This window comes from Apibacter muscae, from assembly GCF_007845635.1.
Classification (GTDB): domain Bacteria; phylum Bacteroidota; class Bacteroidia; order Flavobacteriales; family Weeksellaceae; genus Apibacter; species Apibacter muscae.
Genome location: NZ_SELG01000024.1, coordinates 19,047 through 40,107 on the forward strand (window position 1 = coordinate 19,047; position 21,061 = coordinate 40,107).

The window sequence follows — 21,061 nt, forward strand, 5'->3', positions numbered from 1 at the left end:
CTCTTTATTCTATTGTTTTAATATTATTGTTTTTAAGTTTGTAATGAGGATCGTTCTTAGGCAATGGTAATTCGTAGTGATTGACTGAAATTACTGAATGTTTATTAATTGGAGTAGGTCCTTCAATTGTCCAATCATTTAGATCCTTTCTTTCAAACCTACACTCGTTACAAATAAATTCCTCTACTTCGTTGTACTGATCTTTTCTAGCAGTAACTCTTATAATTTCATTCCCTTTTACCCACAATACAGCCTTTCCACTACATTTTTCACATTTGCAGGTTGCATTTACTGGTTCTGTAAACCAAACCCTACTCTTAAATCTTGCTGTTCTATCTGTTAAAGCTCCTACAGGGCAAACATCTATCACATTCCCAGAAAAATCGTTAGTAATAGCTTTGTTCAAATAAGTACTAATTTCTGCATGATCTCCTCTAAATAGTATTCCTTGATTTCTCTGATCTGTAAGCTGGTTCGCTACTAAAATGCAACGTGCACAGAGAATACAACGATTCATATTTAGTTTAATATAAGGTCCCAAATCATCGGGTTGAAAGGTTCTTCTAGGAAATTCAGAACGGGTTCGTTCCAACCCATGTTCATAGGCTAAATCTTGCAGTTTACATTCTCCGGCTTGATCGCATACCGGACAATCTAAGGGATGATTTATTAATAATAATTCTGTTACCCCCTGCACCGCTTCCACAACTTTAGGAGAAGTGATTACTTTAACTTCCATTCCATCCATGACTTGAGTACGACAGGCTGGAACGAGTTTGGGCATGGGACGTGGATCTTTTTCAGATCCTTTGGAAACTTCTACTAAGCAAGTACGACAACGTCCTCCGCTCCCTTCTAACTTACTATAGTAACACATAGTTGGTGGAACTGAGGGTCCCCCTATTTCACGAGCTGCCTCTACAATAGAGATTCCTGGATTTACATCTATGGTAACTCCATCAATGGTAACTTTTATTTTATTTATTACTTCTTCACTCATATCTTTTTAATCTACTACATTAAAAATGCCAACTAAAGCCAAATGTATAATTCCATTGTAAGAACAATATGGTTTGCGAGGCTTTATCTGATTTATTTGAGGTTGTTCGAATATCTGGCAATGCTATTAAACCTTCTTTGAGTTCTGTGCGTAAGAAAAATAATTTCCAAAAAAGAAGTTCTGCTCCAATTTTAGCATCTATCCCCCATCCTGCTAAGTGGAATTTATCATGTCTAGGATTCCCCATTAATGTGGAATTAGTTTTAGGGATAACTAAACCAATACCACCTCCTGCAATTCCATTAAATTTGAAAAATCCTGCTTCGAGAAAATTGTGATAATATTCCAAATCTAGGTTTAAATAGTTTAATCCATCGGTATGTTCCAGATGCAAAAAATTATCGTCTAAGTAAATGTATTGCCCGTCTTGGATGGCATTCTCATATCCGGGTACATTGATTTCTCCGGTAGCTTTCACCCATTGTCCCGGGCGAACCACATATTTCATGTGATCAACCCCTAAGGATAACGCCCAATTGTCTTTAAAAAAATATCCTATTCTATAATTGGTTTGTGGAATCGTAACTCTTCCCGGGTTTAAATAATCATGAAAATTAAAGTTTAGGGGTTTATCATCTGCTTTTACAGAATGTAAGGTAAAGTTATAGTTATCCCCTGTAAAATGTACAGATGATCTGCCATATACCGCTCGGTTCCAACCCCAATAAGCGTATACTTCTCCTTTTTTATGGGCGATTTTTTTCTCTTGTCCATAAAATTGGGTAGCAATTAAACCTATCCATATGCATAGTAGTAGCCTAATTCTTTTATACGCATGCATAATTGGCTATTCCGTAATTTTTAGTTAAACATTCAGGATTGTTTATATGCCACTCAAACTCATCTCTAAAGTGTCTGATGGCTGCTGCCACTGGCCATGCTGCTGCATCTCCTAAAGGACATATAGTTTTACCTTCTATTTTACTTTGCACATCCCATAATAAATCTATATCTTCATAAGTCCCTTTGCCTTCTTCAATTTTCTTTAAAATCCTATAAAGCCAACCAGTTCCTTCTCTGCAAGGGGTACATTGTCCACAACTTTCATGATTATAAAATCTTGCCAGAGTCATAGTGTGTCTTACCACACATTGGTCTTCATCAAGAACTATAAATCCTCCAGATCCTAACATGGTTCCGCTTTCAAAACCTCCGAGGGACAAGCTTTCATAATTCATGTACCGTGTTTCTCCATCAGCGGTTTTCAACAACAATTTAGCTGGTACAATAGGAACAGAAGAGCCTCCAGGTATACAAGCTTTTAGCTTTTTACCGTTGGGTATACCCCCGCAATATTCTTCACTATATATAAATTCTTCTACACTTAGATTAAAGTCTATTTCATAAACTCCAGGTTTATTTATGTTTCCACAAGCAGATATTAATTTTGTTCCTGTGGAACGCCCTACTCCTATTTTCGCATACTCTGCACCTGATATTTCTATGATAGATGGGACTGAGGAAATAGTTTCTACATTGTTAACTACTGTTGGGCATTGGTACAATCCTTTCACTGCTGGAAATGGAGGTTTTAAACGTGGATTCCCTCTTTTTCCTTCCAAGGATTCTATAAGTGCTGTTTCTTCTCCACATACATAAGCACCTGCTCCTCTCTGCACATATATCTCTAAATCGTACCCTGTATTTTTTATATTTTTACCTAAAAAACCATTATCTTTAGCTTCTTGAATTGCTTGTTCTAATATATCCGGGATCCAAGAATACTCTCCTCTTATATATATGTAAGAGGTATTAGTTCCAAGACAATAAGAAGAGATTATAATTCCTTCAATTAATTTATGAGGAATATACTCCATTAAAAAACGATCTTTAAATGTTCCAGGCTCAGACTCATCCGCATTAACTACTAAATAACGAGGCACACCCTCAGGTTTTGCTAAAAAGCTCCATTTCATTCCTGTGGGGAATCCTGCACCACCTCTTCCTCTTAAGCCACTTGCTTTGACTTCCTCTAATATTTCTTCAGGAGTCATTTTTAGGGCTTTATCCACAGATGTATAACCCCCATGATTCCTGTAAACGTCAAAACCTCTAATCCCTTCTACATTAATATGCGTAAGTAGTAATTTATTATTCATTTAAATTTACTTTCTTTAATTAATCAATGGCTATGTTCCCTAGTTTGCAAAGCTCTATAATTTCATCCACTTTTTCTTTCGTTAAATGTTCGTGATAAAATTTACCCATTTGCATCATAGGTGCATACCCACAAGCCCCTAAGCATTCCGCTGGTTTTAATGTAAATAACCCGTCTTTCGTCGTTTCTCCCTCTTTTATCTGTAATTTTTCTTTTATGTACTCAATAATACCATCACTTCCATTCAGCATACATGGACCTGTTCTACATACCTCAAGCACATATTTCCCCACAGGCCTCATATTAAACATGGTATAGAATGTCGCTACTTCATATACTTCTATGGAAGTAATATTAAGTAATGATGCAACATAATCCATAACCGGAACATCTAACCAACCTCCAAATTCTTTCTGAGCCAGATGTAAAACTGGTATTAAAGCTGATTTTTGCTTACCTTCAGGATATCTAGCTATTATCTCATGAACTTTTTTCAAAGATTGATCACTAAAAACTATCTTTTCAAGATTATTAGTATTGTTTTCAGTCATTTCGAGTTTTTCGTTAGGTTGCAAATATACAATTTTGTATTTTATAGTTTCAAAGTTAATTTACAGATTTTAATCTACAAACATAATCTAGAATGGTTTTAAATAGCATTTATTAGCAAAAATTTAAAATCTTGTGCTTTATAATAAAACTTAAATTTTAAATAAATGTATTCATTATAATCGCTCACAAATATTTAAATATTGGCATGATTTTTAATTAAATGTAAGTCTAGAATTAACACTGAATTACTTATTATATGAAAAAATTTTTTTTTTATTCTTATTTATTAATTCCTTTCTTTTATTTGGGCAAATTGGAATCAACACAAAAACCCCTAGGCATACTTTACACGTAAATGGTTCAACTCAAATTACAGGTGAATTAAATATAGGCGGGGATGATAAAACACCAGGAAACCCAGGTAAGAAAGGACAAATACTTATCTCTAGGGGAGAGGAATCTTCACCTTACTGGTCGGATTATTCGATCCCTCAAATTAACTTAGAAACAGCTGGCACAGTAATAGCTGTAAATGGCGATCTAAAAATTGCTCAAGAAATAAGAGTACAACTTGAAAAAGACTTTTATTATACTGATGTTACAACTGCATCCGCAATTCCTTATTTAAGTAATGTGATCATTGATAATGAAAATACATATACTTCAAATGCTTCTGGAAATTCATTTACGGTAAAGGAACAAGGTATTTATTTTATTGCTTTAAATTTTCTTATTCAGAATACTGTGCAAAACACTTTGCCGGTTATTGGAATTTGGGATGACACTGATGGGAAATGGATTGCCAGAATAAACGATGTATTCGTAGTAGAATCTGGATTTAGTACCAGAAACCAGAGCTTTACTTTAATCACTTCGACAGAATTATTACCGTCACATATTTACTCATTTAGAGTATCCAATACGTCTCCCTTAACAATTGCAAGTACAAGCAGTGGATCCACGGGTTCTGGCGCTGTATCTACAGCATTGGTGCAAAGATTAAGATAAGATTATAAACATAAAGATTTTAGCCTATAATTTAATTTTTAACAATGAAAAATTTTATATTATTTTTTCTAAATATTCTATCGAGCGTTGAAATTTGTGCATATGGACAGGTAGGAATTGAAACCTCTACCCCACAGGCAATGCTACATATTAATGGTTCTTTACAAATTACCGGTGATTTAAGTGTTGGCGGAGATGCAAAAACCTCTGGAAATCCCGGTAATCCAGGTGATATACTTGTATCAAATGGACCTGAAAAATCTCCTTCTTGGTCAAAATTTGAATTACCTGAAATATCTTTAAATAATACTGGAACTGTAATTGCTGTTGACGGAAATTTTGTAATTGCTCAACAAATAGCTGTGCAGCTAAGTAAAGATTTTAATTATACGGGAAACTCCCCTATGGCAATTCCCAACTTAAATACTATTATTCTAGATAATGAAAATACATATATTTCAGATGCATCTGGAAATTCTTTTACCGTAAAAGATAATGGCACTTACCAAATCATTATGAATTTTATGTTGGAAAACACTGTGAAAGGTACGGCACCAGTGATTGGACTCTGGGACAACACGGATAATCTTTGGGTAGCAAGAATAAATGATACTTTTAATGTTTCTGAAACCGGAGTATCCGCTAGAAATCAAACTTATACATTATTTACAACTCAAAAGCTCGTAAATAACCATAGTTATTCTTTTCGAATAAGTCATAAAAGTCCGGTAACTATAAAAAGTTTAAGCTCGGGTACTACAGGCTCAGGTAATGTATCAATGGCCATTGTTATGAGACTTAAATAAATTACTAAATTAATGAAATACATTACATCTATTTTTTTTTTCACCATAACAAGATTATTTGTTTATGGACAATTTGGTATTAATACTGAAACACCACAGAATACACTTCATGTAAATGGTTCAATACAAATTACTAAAGAGCTTAATTTTGGAGGGGATGAAAAAACATCTGGGAATTCTGGGCTTAATGAACAAACACTTGTATCTAATGGAGCCGGAAAACCTCCCATATGGTCTGAATTTAAACTTGATAACATCTCGCCATCTAATTCTGGTACTATTATAGCTTTGGACGGTAATTTTGAAGTAGCCCAAGAAATCACTGTTTTATTAAGTAGTGATTTTAATTATAGCAACGTTAATACTCCAGTAGCTATTCCAAATTTTAATACTATAATCATCGATAACGAAAATAGTTTTACCTCAGGACCATCTGGAAACTCCTTTACCGTTAATAAGGATGGTATATATATGGTAATTCTCAACTATTTGATTCAGGATGCAAAAACGAATAGTAACCCTGTCGTTGGAATTTGGGACGATACTGAAAATAAATGGATCGCTCGTATAAATGATGCTTTCAATGCTCCTAATACCAATGTATCGCAGAGCAATCAAACTTATACGTTAATCACAGCAAATCCACTTTATAAAGATCACGTTTACTCTCTTAGAGTTGGAAATACAAGTCCTTTCATCTTAAAAAGCACTAGTTCAGGCAAAACTGGCTCTGGACAAGTTTCCATGATAAGTATTAAAAGACTTAAGTAATATCATTTTATAATTGCTGATATTTACAAAGAATAATATAACTATAACCATTCAAAATTTAGATTTACTTGTAAGCAGGGTAAATTTTGATGAATAAATTCTTATTCTCATAATATTAAATTCTGCGTCTATTATTTATTCATAAATAAACATTATAAATTTGAGTGAATATTTAGTGAAATCTATATTTCTAAATTTTAAAAGAGTATAGTTAATACGTTAATCTCATTTAAAATTAGAGCTAAGTCCAAATTATTTTTAAATCATTAAAAAATTAATGATATATAATGAATAATTAAGTGGATTTCAGATTACGATTTATTAGCCTAGTCTCTCTATTTTGAGGTATATAAAAATTGAAAGTCTAACAAAAATAATTTCTATTCAAAATTTAATATTAAATACTTAGGCTGTATATTTGATAAAAGCTTATTTTAGAAAATTCACTTAGATCGAATTATTAAATATGAAAAATAAGTCTAGTTCAAATTTTTTTGATTCTCAAGTTCTCGGGCATCCTAGTGGCCTTTTTGTCTTATTTTTTACTGAGATGTGGGAACGATTCTCTTTTTATGGAATGAGAGTTCTATTAATAAACTTCCTTACAATGGCGATTATTGGCTCAAACCCTGGTTGGGCTTGGAGTGCAGTAAATGCGGGAGCCTTATTTGGTACTTATGCCATGTTGTTGTATTTAACTCCAATTATGGGAGGATTAATTGCAGATCGATATATAGGTTATCGTTGGGCAATTGTTATAGGAGCATTCATCATGACCTTGGGACACATTTCAATGACTTTTGAGAGTGAATCTTCTCTTTATCTAGGTTTAGCTTTATTAATCATTGGAAACGGTTTATTTAAACCCAATATTACCTCAATCGTATCAGAAATCTATAAAGAGGTACCTGATAAGAAAGACGGTGCTTACACTATTTTTTATATGGGCGTTAATGCAGGTGCATTTTTTGGAATGATGCTATGTGGTTACCTTGCAGAAAAGGTGGGCTGGAGCTGGGGCTTTGGTCTTGCAGGTGTTTTTATGCTTCTTGGTACTTTACAGTTTTGGTTGGCTAAACCCCTATTTGGAACAATTGGTAACATTCCAAAAAAAGTTTTAACTAACAGCAATGTTGTTGCTAATCCTCCACAATCCCTAAATCCATTTACCTTCCTTGATAAAATTCTCATTGTCTTATCTTCTATCATTGGATTAGTCTATGCTATTAATGATCCTTTATCTAAAATAAAAGGAATAAATATTCTTCCTCAAGAATTCATATTTAATAAAGATCTTATAGAAGGCCCTTTAGTTATCGCTATCCTGGGTCTATTGATGTTTTTATATCTCATTATCACTCGTATTATACGCTATGAAAAAATTGTTAGAAACCGAATGATTGTTGTAGTTATTTTTGCTTTTCTAACTATGTTTTTCTTTGCTTCTTTTGAACAAGGAGCTACTTCATTAGTAATTTTTGCACGAGATTTTACCAATAGACTGGTTGAAGGGAAGGCAGCTACTATCTACCTAATATTTAATACTTTATTAACAATTGTGCCTTTAGTAATTATTTCATGGGTATTATATTTATTGTTTAAGAAAACACACCACAAGATACTATCGTCCAACCTTGTATTAGGGATAAGCTTTGCTATTATTTGGGGGTTGGTAATTTGGCTTTTAAATAGCGATAGAAAATCTCATGCCTACGAAGTTGAGTATTTAGCCATTAAAGATCCTAAAGTTAATATTGAGAATACTGAGAAAAGTTCTGAAAATATTTATACTCCACTCTCAGAATCTTATCAAATAAAACCAAGCGACTCCATAGTAACAAAAAAAATGACTATAGCTTCTCAGACTGAATATAATATAAACGATTCCATATTATTGCATGAAGAAATTGGTATTATGGTTCCTTTAAGCAAAAATCAAGAGGAACGAATAAGAGAAGACTATAAAACACATGGATTAGAATCCAAAATTATAAAAGCAAAAATTTCGGATATTCGAGATAATAAAATTGAAATTACAACTTCTTGGTTCAGCATTCTGAACTCCTTTTTTATTATAACTTTTGCATCACTTTTTACCCAATGGTGGGACAGCAAATATAACCCTAGTGCAGCTATAAAATTTGGGTTAGGACTAATTATTATGGCAATTGGATTTGGCGTTCTTGCCTATGGTTCACTAGATATCCCTAAAAGTTCAGCTCCGGGAATTTTTAGAGTTAGTATGCTCTGGCTTATTCTTGCTTACCTATTCCATACTTTAGGAGAACTTTGCATTTCTCCGGTAGGTCTTTCCTATGTAAGTAAATTAGTTCCAGGACGCATGATTGCATTTATGTTTGGTATGTGGTATTTAGCGATAGCTATAGGAAGTAAATTAGCTGCCTCTTTGGGAGGTATGGTTGAAGAAATTTCAAAAGAATATAGTATGAGCTATTTCTTTTTAGTTTTTACTTTTATACCAGCTTTAGCAGGAATTATCTGTATAACTTTAAATCCATTAATAAAAAAACTGATGCATGGGGTTAAATAATTATGTTGAATAAAATAATATTTACCTTTTTCTTGCTTTATTTCTATAATTCTTGGGGACAAAATATTCAGGATTTAAACAGGAATAGTTTTTCTGATAGAGAAAATATACGTACAAAAGAAAAAGCAATTTCCAATTTTGAAAATCTTCTAGACACAGATCATGACGACATTTCTGACTCGGAAGATCGTTGCCCCAATGAAACTGGAACTCCTTATTTTAAAGGTTGCCCGGATACAGATGGAGATGGAATTCTAGATGTGGATGATGCATGCCCTACAATATCAGGACTTAAAGAAGATGATGGATGCCCTAAAGCAATACCCCTTCATCCACAAAAAAAAAGTAATGGTATACAATTTAGTGAAAACAATTATCATCTAAGCTCTGAAGTTATAGAAAGCTTAAAATATGTAGCTATACTTATAAATGATATCAACGATGAATTTCTTATAAAAGGTTCTGCCATTTGTACTGAATCCAAAAAAATCGCCAAAAAAAGAGTTAGAAATGTACGTACTGAACTGATAAAGAATGGAGTTAAAAAAAATAAATTAAAACTTGAAGCTTTCTATTCTTCAGATTGTGAAAATACAAATGTTGAGAAAGATGTTATAATTAAGCTATTAAATTCATGAAAGAGCTATTAATCTTTATAATCTTCTTATGCCCTTTCATTTCTTACGGACAAACTACTATAGATACTGATGGAGATGGAATTCCTGATACTGATGACATATGTCCTATGACACTAGGAACTATAGAAATGAAAGGTTGTCAAGAACCAACCTACTGTTCTTTTTCTCCCTTAGAATTTTTATTTGATAAAAATAGCTATTCTTTAACTTCAAAAAGTTCACATAACCTAAAATCAATTACAATTTTTATGAAAGAAAAGAATGCAAAATTTTATGTAAAAGGTTTTGCTACTTGTGATGAATCTAAAAAACTGGCAAAAAAAAGAGCAAAAAATGTAAGAAATGAACTAATAAAAAATGGAGTTAATAAACATAAATTAAAGATAAAGATCATCTATTCTTCTAATTGTAACAATACAGAAATAAAACCCGAGGTAAACTTTCAGATAATAAATTACAAGAAAGTAAGCTTATGAAAAAAATCTTATTTTTACCCCTATTATTCTTTCCCTTTGTTTTTATGGACAAGTATCCTTAAATTCGGACAAAGATGGAACACCTGATATATATGACAGATGCCCCACCATATACGGTCTCAGAGAAAATGAAAGATGCCCTTGGCAAATAGTTACTTGATATATTACTCTACATATTAATTTTGTAGAAAATAATGCTTCTTTAACTTCACATGAGATGGATCAATTAAAATTAATTTATAGCCTTTTAGAAAATAATGATACTAAATTCTATTTAAATGGTTTTTCTGTTTGAAAATGAACCTAAGAAAATTGCAAAAGAAAGAGCAAAAAATTCAGGAAATGAATTAGTAAGAAATGTAATAGATATAAAGAAGAGACTAAATTTAAAAACTAATCATTTAATTAATTGTGAAGAAGCCAAAAACAAAGTTGTTTTTTGTATAAGAAATTAATCCATGAAAAGAAACTTATTATTTTATTTACTTCTTTACTTTTCTAGTTTTTATGGACAAACTAGTATAGACACAGATGGGGATGGAATTCCTGACTCCGAAGATCGTTGCCCCAATGAAACTGGAACTCATTATTTTCAAGGTTGCCCGGATACAGATGGAGATGGTATTACTGATATTGATGATACATGTCCTAACGAGTTTGGACCTAAAGAAAATATGGGATGTCCTTGGAATTTTGATGAAATAAATCGTGAATCACAATGCCATTTTGTTAAAATCATTTTTGATTTAAATAGTATTGATCTTACAGAAAAAAGCAAAAAAGGAATTTCTTGTTTTTCTTATAATATAAACAAATACTTCAAAGAAAAAAAATTCATAGTACGTAGCTATCCAGATTTAAAAGAATCAAAAAAAATTGGCAGAAAAAGAGCTATAATAGTAAAAAAACAACTAATAAAAGGAGGAATAAATCCAAATAAATTAAAAATAAAAGTAAGTTATGAGAATACTCCCCACTTCTTAAGAAGAGTTTTTATTTTTTTTGATGATACAAATCCTAGAAATAACAAAATACAATTTAAATAGTATAAATGACAATTCCTATTCAACCTTTTCAATTTCTAGATTTAAAAACGAATCATCAACTTTTTATAAAAAGGGAAGATTTAATCCATCCTATAATATCTGGGAATAAGTTTTGGAAAATGAAATACAATTTACTTCGAGCTAAAGATTTGAATTGTAAAACATTAATCACTTTTGGGGGAGCCATGTCTAACCATATTGTTGCTACTGCCGGTGCAGGAAAAGAAAATAATTTTAAAACAATAGGTATTATTCGTGGAGAAGAAATTGAAAATTGCTGGAAAGACAACCTAACCCTACAGGAAGCTCATCAACTAGGAATGGAGTTTTATTTTGTACCCCGTTCCGAGTATAGATTGAAAGAACATTCTACACAAATTCAAAATTTTTTACAAACTATTCCTAATCATTACCTGGTACCTGAAGGAGGAACTAATGAGTTGGCCGTTTTAGGTGCTTCTGAAATTTTATCTAAAGAAACTGAAATATTTGATATTATAACTACAGCGGTAGGAACTGGAGGAACCATTTCCGGTCTCTTAAAAGGAAGTACTAATCATCAGCATATACTTGGATTTCCTGCTTTAAAAAATGCCGAATTTTTAAGATCTGAAATATTAAAATTAACTGATAAAACGAATTTTGATTTAATCTTAGATTATCATTTTGGAGGTTATGCCAAGGTAAAAACAAACCTTATACAATTTATCAATGATTTTTTCCGACTTAATAAAATTTTATTAGATCCTATTTACACGGGTAAGATGATGTATGGATTATATGAAATGCTTAAAAATGGATTGATCTCTGATAAAAAAAAGATTTTAGCTATCCATACCGGTGGTTTACAAGGAATTCATGAAATGAACAAAATTTTAATGAAAAATGAAAAACCTTTAATTCTTACAAAACTTTAGATAATAATTAAGCTAATTTAGAATACTTCCTATCATTTAAATTAAACCCACATACAATTATAATGTATATTCATAAAACATTTTAAATGATTTTCAGTTATAAAAGTATATAATTCTAATAATCTAATTTTATATTCTTAGTTCAAAACAAAAACAGAAATTAGTTAAATAAATATTAAAGCTCTTAAATTAAATTTTTTTTAATTTAATTTTGAATTTCATTTTTTTATGTATCAAGTTATTACATTCGTATATGTAATTGAAATTGATTTTAAAACTTAATATTTTTGGCTATAAAAAAATGAAATAATTTAATATTAAAAAAATATAAATTAATAGGTTATTATATTATGAAAAAGCTTTTACTAATTGTAGCTTTTACTATTGTAGGAAAGTTCTCTTTTACACAAGAATCCGTAAAAAAAGACGAATTATATATTCAAACCCATGCTAAAACTGCGGTTAAAGAAATGATTTTATATAAAATACCTGCAAGTATTACAATTGCCCAAGGTATTTTAGAAACAGGCAATGGACAAAGCACCCTCGCTCAAGTCGGTAATAATCATTTTGGTATTAAATGCAAAGGAGAATGGACAGGAGATCGTATGTATCATGATGATGATCTTAAAGGAGAATGTTTTAGAAAATATACTTCTGCCGAAGAATCTTACAGAGATCATTCTCTTTTTTTAGCAGAAAGACCTTATTACAAGAAATTGTTTACCCTAGATATTAAAGATTATAAAGGATGGGCTTTTGGATTGAAGAAAGCTGGTTATGCTACTAATCCTAAATATGCGTATAGCCTAATTTCTATTATTGAGCGATACAACTTGAACCGATTTGATAATATCAATGAAGAACAAACTGACCTTGTATTGGCAGAACTATTTCCTAATTCATATACACCTGCCTTACCTGCTTCTGAAAAAAATGAAACTGTACAATTAGCCACTAACACCAATCAAAAAAAAGAAGTCAATAAGCAGTTAATTTCTAGTACTTTAACAAATAAAAAGACCTTAAAAACTAAAACAAATAATTTTGAATTCCCTAGCCGTAGGGTAAGAATACATCCCAACGGCAAAATTAAATATATTGTTTGGAAAGAAGGTGATCGATTAGAAGATGTTGCTAAAGCTTATCACGTTAACCTACAAAACTTAAAATCTTACAATGATCTAGCTTTTAAAGAAGAAATATCCATCAATCAAAAAATTTATCTAGAACCTAAAAAAAGCAAAGGGATTTCTAAAATCTATATCACTAAAAATGGGGAAAGAATGTACGACATAGCTCAAAACAATGCTATCTCTCTTATAGAACTCTATAAAAGAAATACAATGCTTCCTGGGCAGGAACCAGAAAAAGGAGATAAAATATTCTTAAAAGGGAGAAAAAGCTAAAAATTTATGAAATACGAAAGAAGTAGCGCTTTATTTAAAAATGCTCAAAAATATATACCTGGAGGTGTTAATTCACCCGTTCGCGCATTTAAATCTGTAGGTGGAACCCCCATTTTTATTAAATCTGCCAAGGGAGCCTATCTTACCGATGAAGATGGGAATTCTTATATCGATTATATTAATTCTTGGGGACCTATGATCCTTGGACATAATCCATCTGAAGTGCTTGAAGCAGTTACAGAGCAGTTAAAAAATGGATTTTCCTTTGGAACGCCTACCGAACTTGAAACTGAAATAGCTAAAATTATAACAGAATCCGTTCCATACATAGATCAAGTACGAATGGTAAATTCAGGAACGGAAGCTTGCATGTCTGCCATTCGATTAGCCAGAGGATATACTTCAAGAAATAAAATAATAAAATTTGAAGGTTGCTACCATGGACATTCAGATTCTTTTCTTATAAAAGCCGGAAGTGGATTGGCTACTTTTGGAAGCCCTAGCAGCCCAGGGGTTACTCCTGGAACAGCCCAAGACACACTATTAGCAAAATACAACGATATAGAATCTGTAAAAATTTTATTTGAACAAAATCCGGAAGAAATAGCGGCAATTATCTTAGAACCTGTTGCAGGCAATATGGGATGTATACCTCCCGAAAAAAATTTTTTAGAGGGTTTAAGGGATCTTTGTAATAAACACGATTCTTTATTAATTTTTGATGAAGTTATGACAGGATTTCGTTTAAAAATGGGAGGAGCTCAAGAGTATTTTTCTGTAAAAGCAGATCTTGTCACTTATGGAAAAGTTATCGGAGGAGGGATGCCTGTGGGAGCTTTCGCAGGGAGTCATAAAATTATGAAATTTCTTTCTCCTGAAGGCCCTGTATACCAAGCAGGCACCTTATCTGGGAATCCCATTGCTATGCGTGCAGGCTATACTACCCTTTCAATTTTAAAAGATAATCCTTCTATATTTCACAATATAAATAACACCACTCGTAAATTAAGCACAGAACTCTCAATCATCTTTAAAGATTTCGGAATTCCCGTTTGTTTTAAGCAATGTGGATCCATGATGTCTTTATTTTTTACAGCTGAGGATATTCTTAATTTTGATGATGTGACTAAGGCAAATCATGAAAATTTTAATAAATATTTTCATTTTATGCTTGAAAATGGTATTTATCTACCTCCGTCTGGATATGAAACTTGGTTTATATCTTCCTGTATTTTAGGTAATGAAATTAATAAAACATTGGAATTAACACGGAAATTTTTATCAAAGATATAATTATAACTGTTTTACTAAATATTTGCTTAAGATATCTCTTAACATTAAATTTAATAGACTTTTATAATTATTTTATCTTTTTTAAATTAAAAATTATACAAAATATTTTATATTAAATTAAAAATTAATTCTATTATAATTCTTAAATATTCAAAGATCAATCCTATTTGGTACTTAATTTGATAGTCTCTACCAATAATAAAAATAAATATAGATTTTAAAATATGAAGTTGACCAAAGTTATATTGGGAGGATTAATATTTAGCTGTTTAGGAACAGCTACAACACTATATTTATTGAATAAAAGAAAAACCACCCCTAAGGGTATAATACCTATAAGACCATTTAACATCAATAAATTTTTAGGTAAATGGTATGAAATTGCTCGCATTGATTTCTTTTTCGAAAAAAATATGGAAAACGTTATTGCGGAATATTCTTTAAATTTTGATGGTAGTCTAAGAGTTTTAAATAGTGGCCATAATTTTAAGAAAAAAAAGTATAAGATATCTGCCGGTAAGGCTATTTATAATTATAACAATGAGGGCAAATTATTGATATCCTTTTTTGGTAAATTCTATTCAGGATTCAATGTGATTTCCATTGATGACGAATATAAATATGCCCTTGTAACGGGTAATAGTAGAAAATATTTATGGATTCTCTCTAGAGAAAAAGAGATGCCACTTGAAATTATTGAAGATTTTCTTATTAAAGCTCATAACTTAAATTATGACATATCAAAACTAGTTTGGACTAATCATTCCTAGTACAATCTTAGTTTTTCATCTTTCATTCACAATTCATAATCACTAGTTTATTTTATAAAAAAATAATTTACGTAATGCCATCAATTAAATAGCAATAAGCGTATTTTTTAATTATTATTTACAGATAAATTAATTATTTCTTTATATTAAATATTTTTTTTTTAAACAAAAAATAATATTTTATTTGTACGGTTGTTATGACAATGATACATTTTTTAATACATTTGCTTACGTAAAAAATTATTATAAATATTTTTTTACTCTAATATTTATAAATTTTAAACGAATCATTAATAATAAGCAAAATGAATACAAGTAATATATTATCTAAAATTAAGGATTACTACGGTTTTAAAAAAGATATTGAATTAGCCAATTTTTTAGGCATATCGCCTCAAGCCTTATACAATTGGAAGAAAAGAAATAGTTACGATTTACAACTTATTTATTCTAAATGCCCAGAAATAAATCCAGAATGGTTATTGGCTGGAACCGGAGCAATTCTAAAACGTAGATATAATGAGAATGAGTTTAAGAGTTCTGTTGCTAATGAATTTACAGAAACTTATTCTACTAATCATTCTTCTCACATTCCTATTTTCGATTTAGACAATTCTGAAGGTTTATCGAATCTTCTTAAAAATAAGAATAGTTCTTCATTTTTAAATATTCCTAATATTTCCAATTCAGATGGAGCTTGTTATGTAAAAGGCGATTCCATGGAACCTTTATTTAAAAGCGGTGATATTGTAATTTTTAAAGTCTTACCTATCGAGTCTATTTTCTTTGGAGGAATTTATTTACTAGAGATTGATTTAGGGAATAATTCAAGTTTCACCAGTATTCGGCATATTAATAAATCAGATTTAGGTGATGAATATATAAAACTTACAAGTGCAAATTCTGTTTATGAACCTAAAGATGTTTCTTTGAAAACGGTTAAGTTGGTAGCCACAATAAATTCCAGTGTAAGATTTCACTGATCATCTGTATGCTATATTAAATAGTTTTATTACTTTTAAGAGAAAATATGGACAAGATTAGGACATTCTTTGAAGCCAACGGGTTTGAAGTAATCTCTCGAATTTCTGAAAAATTTGGAGTTAGAGCTTCTAAATTACGTTTATTATTTATCTATTTATCATTCATTACATTGGGAGGGATTTTCGCTATCTATTTAGTAGGTGCATTTTTTTTATGGGTTAAGGATTGTTTTTTTATTAAACGCCCTTCAGTCTTTGATTTGTAGAATCTAATATTTTTCTATATCTCTAATTTCTGTCTCTTTATAATTAATTCTACCTTTAATACTTTCTAGCTCTTTAGATACATTATGTTTCAATTGATTTTTATCAGAAAAATCTTCTGGAAATTGCTCCTTATATTCTTCCCATAGTTTCTCATTTTCAATTTCAAAATGTTCTTCGTGTTTAGAAAAATTGTGTTTGGAGTTTCCAATATTTCTCAAAATATAAGCTAGAAACATTCCCGTGATCCCTCCTGCTAAATGGCTCTCCCATGATATTGAAGTGGTATCATAAATACCTAATACGGAACCGGGTAACATTCCCCATACAAGGCTGCCATATAAAAAGACCACCAATAAAGATACTGCCATCAAATGATTTTTCTTTCTAAATATACCGCTAAAGAAAAGAAAAAAAGCTAGTAAATAAACAATACCACTAGCACCAATATGGCACGACAAAACTGTTGAATGCAAGATTGGTAAATCTGGAATTACCCAAACGATTAATCCACTTAGAATCCACCCATTAACCAAAACAAAGTAGCCCAACTTTCTATAAAACTGGAAAATAAAGAACGTTAAGACAAATAGCGGCACAGTATTGCTAACGATATGTTGGAGATTCCCATGAAAAAGAGGTGCTAAAAAAATACCCCGCAAGCCTTTGAAGCTCAAAGGTATTACACCATAGCAATCTTTAAACCCTATTGTACTTTGAATGATAAATATAGTCCATATAAATCCAACTAATAAAAAGGGAATAATCAGTGCTTCTTTTTTAATAGAAAATTTCTTCACTAATAGATAGGATTCTTACGACATAAACAACAAAATTCAGACCTTTATCTAGTGAATGACACATTTACCTAATAGATTAAATCTATTCCTTTATCTTTCTTTTCATTGAACTAAAAAACTCAGGTGTAACACCGATATAAGAAGCTATATGCTTCTGTGGTATAGAATTTATTAATTCCGGGAAGCTCTTACAAAAATTTTTATATTTTTCTTCAGCCGGTAAACTTAATATTTCATACAATCTATATCTTAAAAAAATTACTGACCGCTCTAAACTTTCATGATAATATGTTTCAAGCTTGGGTATTTTTTTCACAGATTCTTCTTTATCATACTTAGATAATACTAAAATTTCAGAATCTAAGGCTGCCAAAATATTAAATTTAGAAGGTTGATTTAGTAATATACTTTCATTATCTGCTAACCACCAACCGGAAGAAGAAAATTGCACCACTTGCTCCACCCCTTTATTATCAATAAAAAAACTCCTTAAACATCCAGAGAGAACATAGTAATAGTTTTCCTCCACTTCTCCTTGTTGTAAAAGAAATTCCTTTTTTTTTAACTTTTTAAACTTTAGTATTGACTTTAAATAATATTTCTCTTCTTTAGATAAGGGGATTACATCATTTACATTTCCCAATATAGTCTCATACATCATAACTTACCGAAATTAAAAATACTAATCATTAATTTTTAAAACTGCAAGAAAAGCCGACTGTGGAACTTCAACTCTACCGATCTGCCTCATTCGTTTTTTTCCTTCTTTTTGTTTCTCTAGTAACTTTCTTTTTCTAGATATATCTCCTCCATAACATTTAGCGGTAACGTCTTTCCTTAATGCTTTAATGGTCTCTCTTGCTATAATTTTGGCTCCGATTGCTGCTTGGATAGGTATATCAAACTGTTGGCGAGGAATCAATTCTTTTAATTTTTCACACATTTTTTTACCAATGGTATACGCATTGTCTTGATGTATTAATGCAGAAAGAGCATCCACAGGTTCTCCATTAATTAATATATCAACTTTCACTAATTTAGAGGCTTTCATTCCATGAGGTGCATAATCAAAAGACGCATATCCTTTGGAAATAGTTTTTAGACGATCGTAGAAATCAAAAACTACCTCAGCCAAAGGCATTTCAAAAAACAATTCAACCCTATCTGTAGTTAAATAGGATTGATTTGTTAATTCTCCTCTTTTTTCTATGCAAAGAGTCATTACTGACCCTATAAAATCAGATTTTGTAATAATTGATGCTTTAATATAAGGCTCTTCTACCCTATCTAACATAGTTGGTTCTGGCAATTCAGAAGGATTATGTACTGGGACCGCTTTATCAGGATTTTTATTTAAATAAGCATTATAAGAAACGTTTGGTACAGTGGTAATTACAGTCATTTTAAATTCCCTATCCAAACGTTCTTGTATAATTTCCATATGTAACATCCCTAAAAATCCACAACGAAATCCAAAACCTAAGGCAGCAGAGGATTCTGGCTCAAATACAAGAGAAGCATCATTCAATTGTAATTTTTCTAACGCCGAACGTAAAAGTTCATACTCTTCGGTATCCACTGGATAGATTCCGGCATAAACCATGGGTTTCACTTCTTCAAAACCTTCAATAGGATTTAATGCTGGCTTTTCTGTGGAAGTAATTGTATCTCCTACCTTTACTTCCTTTGCTTCTTTTATCCCACTTATAATATATCCTACATCTCCACACTGAATAGTAGTTTTAGGAAACTGCTTTAATTTTAGTGTTCCAATTTCATCTGCATCATACGTTTTATTAGTGGCCATAAATTTTACTTTCTGACCTTTTTTAATACTTCCGTTTACAACTTTAAAATATGCTTCAATCCCTCGAAATGGATTAAATACAGAATCAAAAATTAAAGCTTGTAATGGAGCCTCTGGATCCCCTGTAGGCGAAGGTATTCTCTCAATAATTTCCTCTAATAATTCAGCCACCCCGACCCCGGTTTTTCCACTTACACGTAAAACGTCCTCAGGCTTACAGCCTAATAAATTTACTATTTCGTCCGTTACTTCTTCTGGATTGGCAGAGGGCAGATCAATCTTATTTAAAACTGGAATAATTTCTAAATCATGCTCTAGCGCTAGATAAAGATTGGAGATGGTTTGCGCTTGTATACTTTGTGCTGCATCTACAATTAAAAGAGCTCCTTCGCAAGCAGCTATGGAACGAGATACTTCATAGGAAAAATCTACGTGCCCCGGTGTATCAATTAAATTTAAGATATATTTTTCTCCCTTATATTCATGCTCCATCTGGATGGCATGGCTTTTAATCGTAATTCCTCTCTCTCTTTCCAAATCCATATCGTCCAGAGTTTGCTCTTGGAGTTCTCTATCTGAAATTGTTTTGGTTTGTTGCAAAAGCCGATCAGCCAATGTACTTTTACCATGATCTATATGGGCTATGATGCAAAAATTCCTTATGTTCTTCATATCAAGTTACAATAGTGCAAAAGTACATTTTTTAGTATAATTACTAACTTTCTTTTTTTATATAAAAAATTAAAATTCTTAAATTATGGATAAGTGGATTATAACTTTTCACTTAAAAAGTTATAAAAATATTCTTAAAACAATTTTAAGAATTATACAGATCAGCAATAAGTTTATAAGATTCTTTTTTGTCTTCTATAGACTCTGCATAGGTTGCCAACATAATTTCATCCACTTTATAATCTTCAATTAAACTATCCAGTTGTTTTTTAACTTTTTCTGGAGTGCCACAGATATACAATTGACGATTATACTTAATGCTTAGTTTATCTTTATCAGAATAATCTATATCCTTAATATCCTCAAAATTTATGGGTAGAATATTACCCGTTTCTTGAAGCTGAATAAACCGATGATCCATCATAGCCTGCTGTCGATGGATTTTATCTTTGTCCAAAGAACAAAAAACAAAAATACCAAAACTAGCTTTAGGATTTTTTAAATTTTCAGAAGGTTTAAAATTATTTCTATATATTTCTAATGCTTCTTTTCCTTTAGTTGGATTTATAAAATGCGCAAAAGAAACCCCCATTCCAAATTCAGCAGCTATAATAGCACTTTCAATACTGGAAACTAATAACCATCTTTCAGGCGAAGATTCTACTATTGGCATAGCCTTTATTTCTGTAGATAATTTAGGGGTGCTATCTAAAAATTTATTAATTGCATTTAATTTATCAATAAATTCCTTTTTTGGATCTTGGAGATGAGGATTTAAAATATTTGCAGTTTTTTTATTTGCTCCAGAAGACTTTGCCATTCCCAAATCAATTCTACTGGGATGTAAACTCTCTAAAACGTGAAAAATTTCTGCAACTTTTAATGGGCTATAGTTTAATAGCATTATTCCACCTGCACCTACTTTTATTTTTTTTGTATGATTTGCAATGTGTGCAATCATTATTTCAGGTGCAGATCCTATAACCCCATTGGTATTGTGATGCTCGGATAACCAAAACCTATGATACCCTAAACCTTCTGCATAACAAGCTAAGTCAAGAGTATTCTGTAAAGTTTTAGAGGAGGTCTGACCTTTAATAATGGGAGATTGATCTAAAACACTTAATTTTAAGTCCATAT

Annotated in this window: 22 protein-coding genes; 14 read left to right on the forward strand and 8 right to left on the reverse strand. The window is 31.2% G+C overall.

All coding sequences use genetic code 11. The annotated features are described in order from the left end of the window. Positions 1-4: 4 nt before the first annotated feature. From ETU08_RS00865 to ETU08_RS00880, 4 genes are read right to left on the reverse strand one after another with little or no spacing between them, the layout of a single operon-like run. A complete protein-coding gene (locus ETU08_RS00865; RefSeq protein ID WP_146261124.1) occupies positions 5-1,000 on the reverse strand; it encodes an NADH-quinone oxidoreductase subunit G in 996 nt (331 codons plus the stop codon). 19 nt (positions 1,001-1,019) lie between these two features. Then, positions 1,020-1,841, reverse strand: a complete 822-nt coding sequence (locus ETU08_RS00870) for a hypothetical protein (RefSeq protein WP_146261125.1) — start codon at positions 1,839-1,841, stop codon at positions 1,020-1,022. Then, the gene (gene nuoF, locus ETU08_RS00875; protein ID WP_146261126.1) at positions 1,828-3,159 is read right to left on the reverse strand and encodes an NADH-quinone oxidoreductase subunit NuoF; all 1,332 of its coding nucleotides are present in this window, start codon (positions 3,157-3,159) and stop codon (positions 1,828-1,830) included. Before nuoF ends, ETU08_RS00870 begins: the two co-directional genes overlap by 14 nt. Positions 3,160-3,178: 19 nt before the next feature. Further along, positions 3,179-3,709, reverse strand: a complete 531-nt coding sequence (locus ETU08_RS00880) for an NADH-quinone oxidoreductase subunit NuoE family protein (RefSeq protein WP_146261223.1) — start codon at positions 3,707-3,709, stop codon at positions 3,179-3,181. A gap of 634 nt (positions 3,710-4,343) precedes the next feature. Between ETU08_RS00880 and ETU08_RS00885 the strand changes: the two genes are divergently transcribed. The 14 genes from ETU08_RS00885 to ETU08_RS00945 all read left to right on the forward strand — a co-directional run bounded on the left by ETU08_RS00885 (position 4,344) and on the right by ETU08_RS00945 (position 16,644). Beyond that, the gene (locus ETU08_RS00885; RefSeq protein ID WP_146261127.1) at positions 4,344-4,718 is read left to right on the forward strand and encodes a hypothetical protein; all 375 of its coding nucleotides are present in this window, start codon (positions 4,344-4,346) and stop codon (positions 4,716-4,718) included. A gap of 44 nt (positions 4,719-4,762) precedes the next feature. Continuing rightward, complete coding sequence (locus tag ETU08_RS00890) at positions 4,763-5,524, forward strand: hypothetical protein (RefSeq protein ID WP_146261128.1); 762 nt, start codon at positions 4,763-4,765, stop codon at positions 5,522-5,524. A 12-nt stretch (positions 5,525-5,536) separates the two neighbouring features. Further along, positions 5,537-6,295, forward strand: a complete 759-nt coding sequence (locus tag ETU08_RS00895) for a hypothetical protein (RefSeq protein WP_146261129.1) — start codon at positions 5,537-5,539, stop codon at positions 6,293-6,295. Between the two features lie 466 nt (positions 6,296-6,761). After that, positions 6,762-8,846: a peptide MFS transporter gene (locus ETU08_RS00900; protein ID WP_146261130.1), complete on the forward strand. Its 2,085-nt coding sequence runs from the start codon at positions 6,762-6,764 to the stop codon at positions 8,844-8,846. Positions 8,847-8,848: 2 nt separating this feature from the next. Then, on the forward strand, positions 8,849-9,484 hold the full coding sequence (locus tag ETU08_RS00905; RefSeq protein WP_146261131.1) for a hypothetical protein: 636 nt from the start codon (positions 8,849-8,851) through the stop codon (positions 9,482-9,484). Beyond that, a complete protein-coding gene (locus ETU08_RS00910) occupies positions 9,481-9,960 on the forward strand; it encodes an OmpA family protein (RefSeq protein ID WP_146261132.1) in 480 nt (159 codons plus the stop codon). The genes ETU08_RS00905 and ETU08_RS00910 overlap by 4 nt, the downstream gene beginning before the upstream one ends. A gap of 278 nt (positions 9,961-10,238) precedes the next feature. Next, positions 10,239-10,415, forward strand: a complete 177-nt coding sequence (locus tag ETU08_RS11860; RefSeq protein ID WP_185145249.1) for a hypothetical protein — start codon at positions 10,239-10,241, stop codon at positions 10,413-10,415. A 3-nt stretch (positions 10,416-10,418) separates the two neighbouring features. Continuing rightward, positions 10,419-11,006 carry a thrombospondin type 3 repeat-containing protein gene (locus tag ETU08_RS11865; protein ID WP_185145250.1) on the forward strand — a complete coding sequence of 196 codons (588 nt, stop codon included), beginning with the start codon at positions 10,419-10,421 and terminating at the stop codon, positions 11,004-11,006. 5 nt (positions 11,007-11,011) lie between these two features. Next, a complete protein-coding gene (locus ETU08_RS00920; RefSeq protein ID WP_146261133.1) occupies positions 11,012-11,923 on the forward strand; it encodes a 1-aminocyclopropane-1-carboxylate deaminase/D-cysteine desulfhydrase in 912 nt (303 codons plus the stop codon). Positions 11,924-12,273: 350 nt separating this feature from the next. Next, on the forward strand, positions 12,274-13,332 hold the full coding sequence (locus tag ETU08_RS00925; RefSeq protein ID WP_146261134.1) for a glucosaminidase domain-containing protein: 1,059 nt from the start codon (positions 12,274-12,276) through the stop codon (positions 13,330-13,332). A gap of 6 nt (positions 13,333-13,338) precedes the next feature. Beyond that, entirely contained in the window at positions 13,339-14,625 is a 1,287-nt protein-coding gene (hemL, locus tag ETU08_RS00930) for a glutamate-1-semialdehyde 2,1-aminomutase (RefSeq protein ID WP_146261135.1), read from the forward strand. A 224-nt stretch (positions 14,626-14,849) separates the two neighbouring features. Next, positions 14,850-15,395, forward strand: coding sequence for a lipocalin family protein (locus tag ETU08_RS00935; RefSeq protein WP_146261136.1), 546 nt, complete (start codon positions 14,850-14,852; stop codon positions 15,393-15,395). Positions 15,396-15,700: 305 nt separating this feature from the next. After that, positions 15,701-16,378: a LexA family transcriptional regulator gene (locus ETU08_RS00940; RefSeq protein ID WP_146261137.1), complete on the forward strand. Its 678-nt coding sequence runs from the start codon at positions 15,701-15,703 to the stop codon at positions 16,376-16,378. A 47-nt stretch (positions 16,379-16,425) separates the two neighbouring features. Then, the gene (locus ETU08_RS00945) at positions 16,426-16,644 is read left to right on the forward strand and encodes a PspC family transcriptional regulator (protein ID WP_146261138.1); all 219 of its coding nucleotides are present in this window, start codon (positions 16,426-16,428) and stop codon (positions 16,642-16,644) included. A gap of 3 nt (positions 16,645-16,647) precedes the next feature. On the opposite strand, the gene ETU08_RS00950 is transcribed toward ETU08_RS00945, so the two are convergent. The 4 genes from ETU08_RS00950 to ETU08_RS00965 all read right to left on the reverse strand — a co-directional run bounded on the left by ETU08_RS00950 (position 16,648) and on the right by ETU08_RS00965 (position 21,059). After that, positions 16,648-17,442, reverse strand: a complete 795-nt coding sequence (locus ETU08_RS00950) for a rhomboid family intramembrane serine protease (protein ID WP_146261139.1) — start codon at positions 17,440-17,442, stop codon at positions 16,648-16,650. Between the two features lie 82 nt (positions 17,443-17,524). After that, positions 17,525-18,103, reverse strand: coding sequence for a Crp/Fnr family transcriptional regulator (locus tag ETU08_RS00955; protein ID WP_146261140.1), 579 nt, complete (start codon positions 18,101-18,103; stop codon positions 17,525-17,527). Between the two features lie 21 nt (positions 18,104-18,124). Further along, positions 18,125-19,921: a translation elongation factor 4 gene (gene lepA / locus ETU08_RS00960; RefSeq protein WP_146261141.1), complete on the reverse strand. Its 1,797-nt coding sequence runs from the start codon at positions 19,919-19,921 to the stop codon at positions 18,125-18,127. A 145-nt stretch (positions 19,922-20,066) separates the two neighbouring features. Further along, positions 20,067-21,059 carry an LLM class flavin-dependent oxidoreductase gene (locus tag ETU08_RS00965; RefSeq protein WP_185145251.1) on the reverse strand — a complete coding sequence of 331 codons (993 nt, stop codon included), beginning with the start codon at positions 21,057-21,059 and terminating at the stop codon, positions 20,067-20,069. Positions 21,060-21,061: the final 2 nt, after the last annotated feature.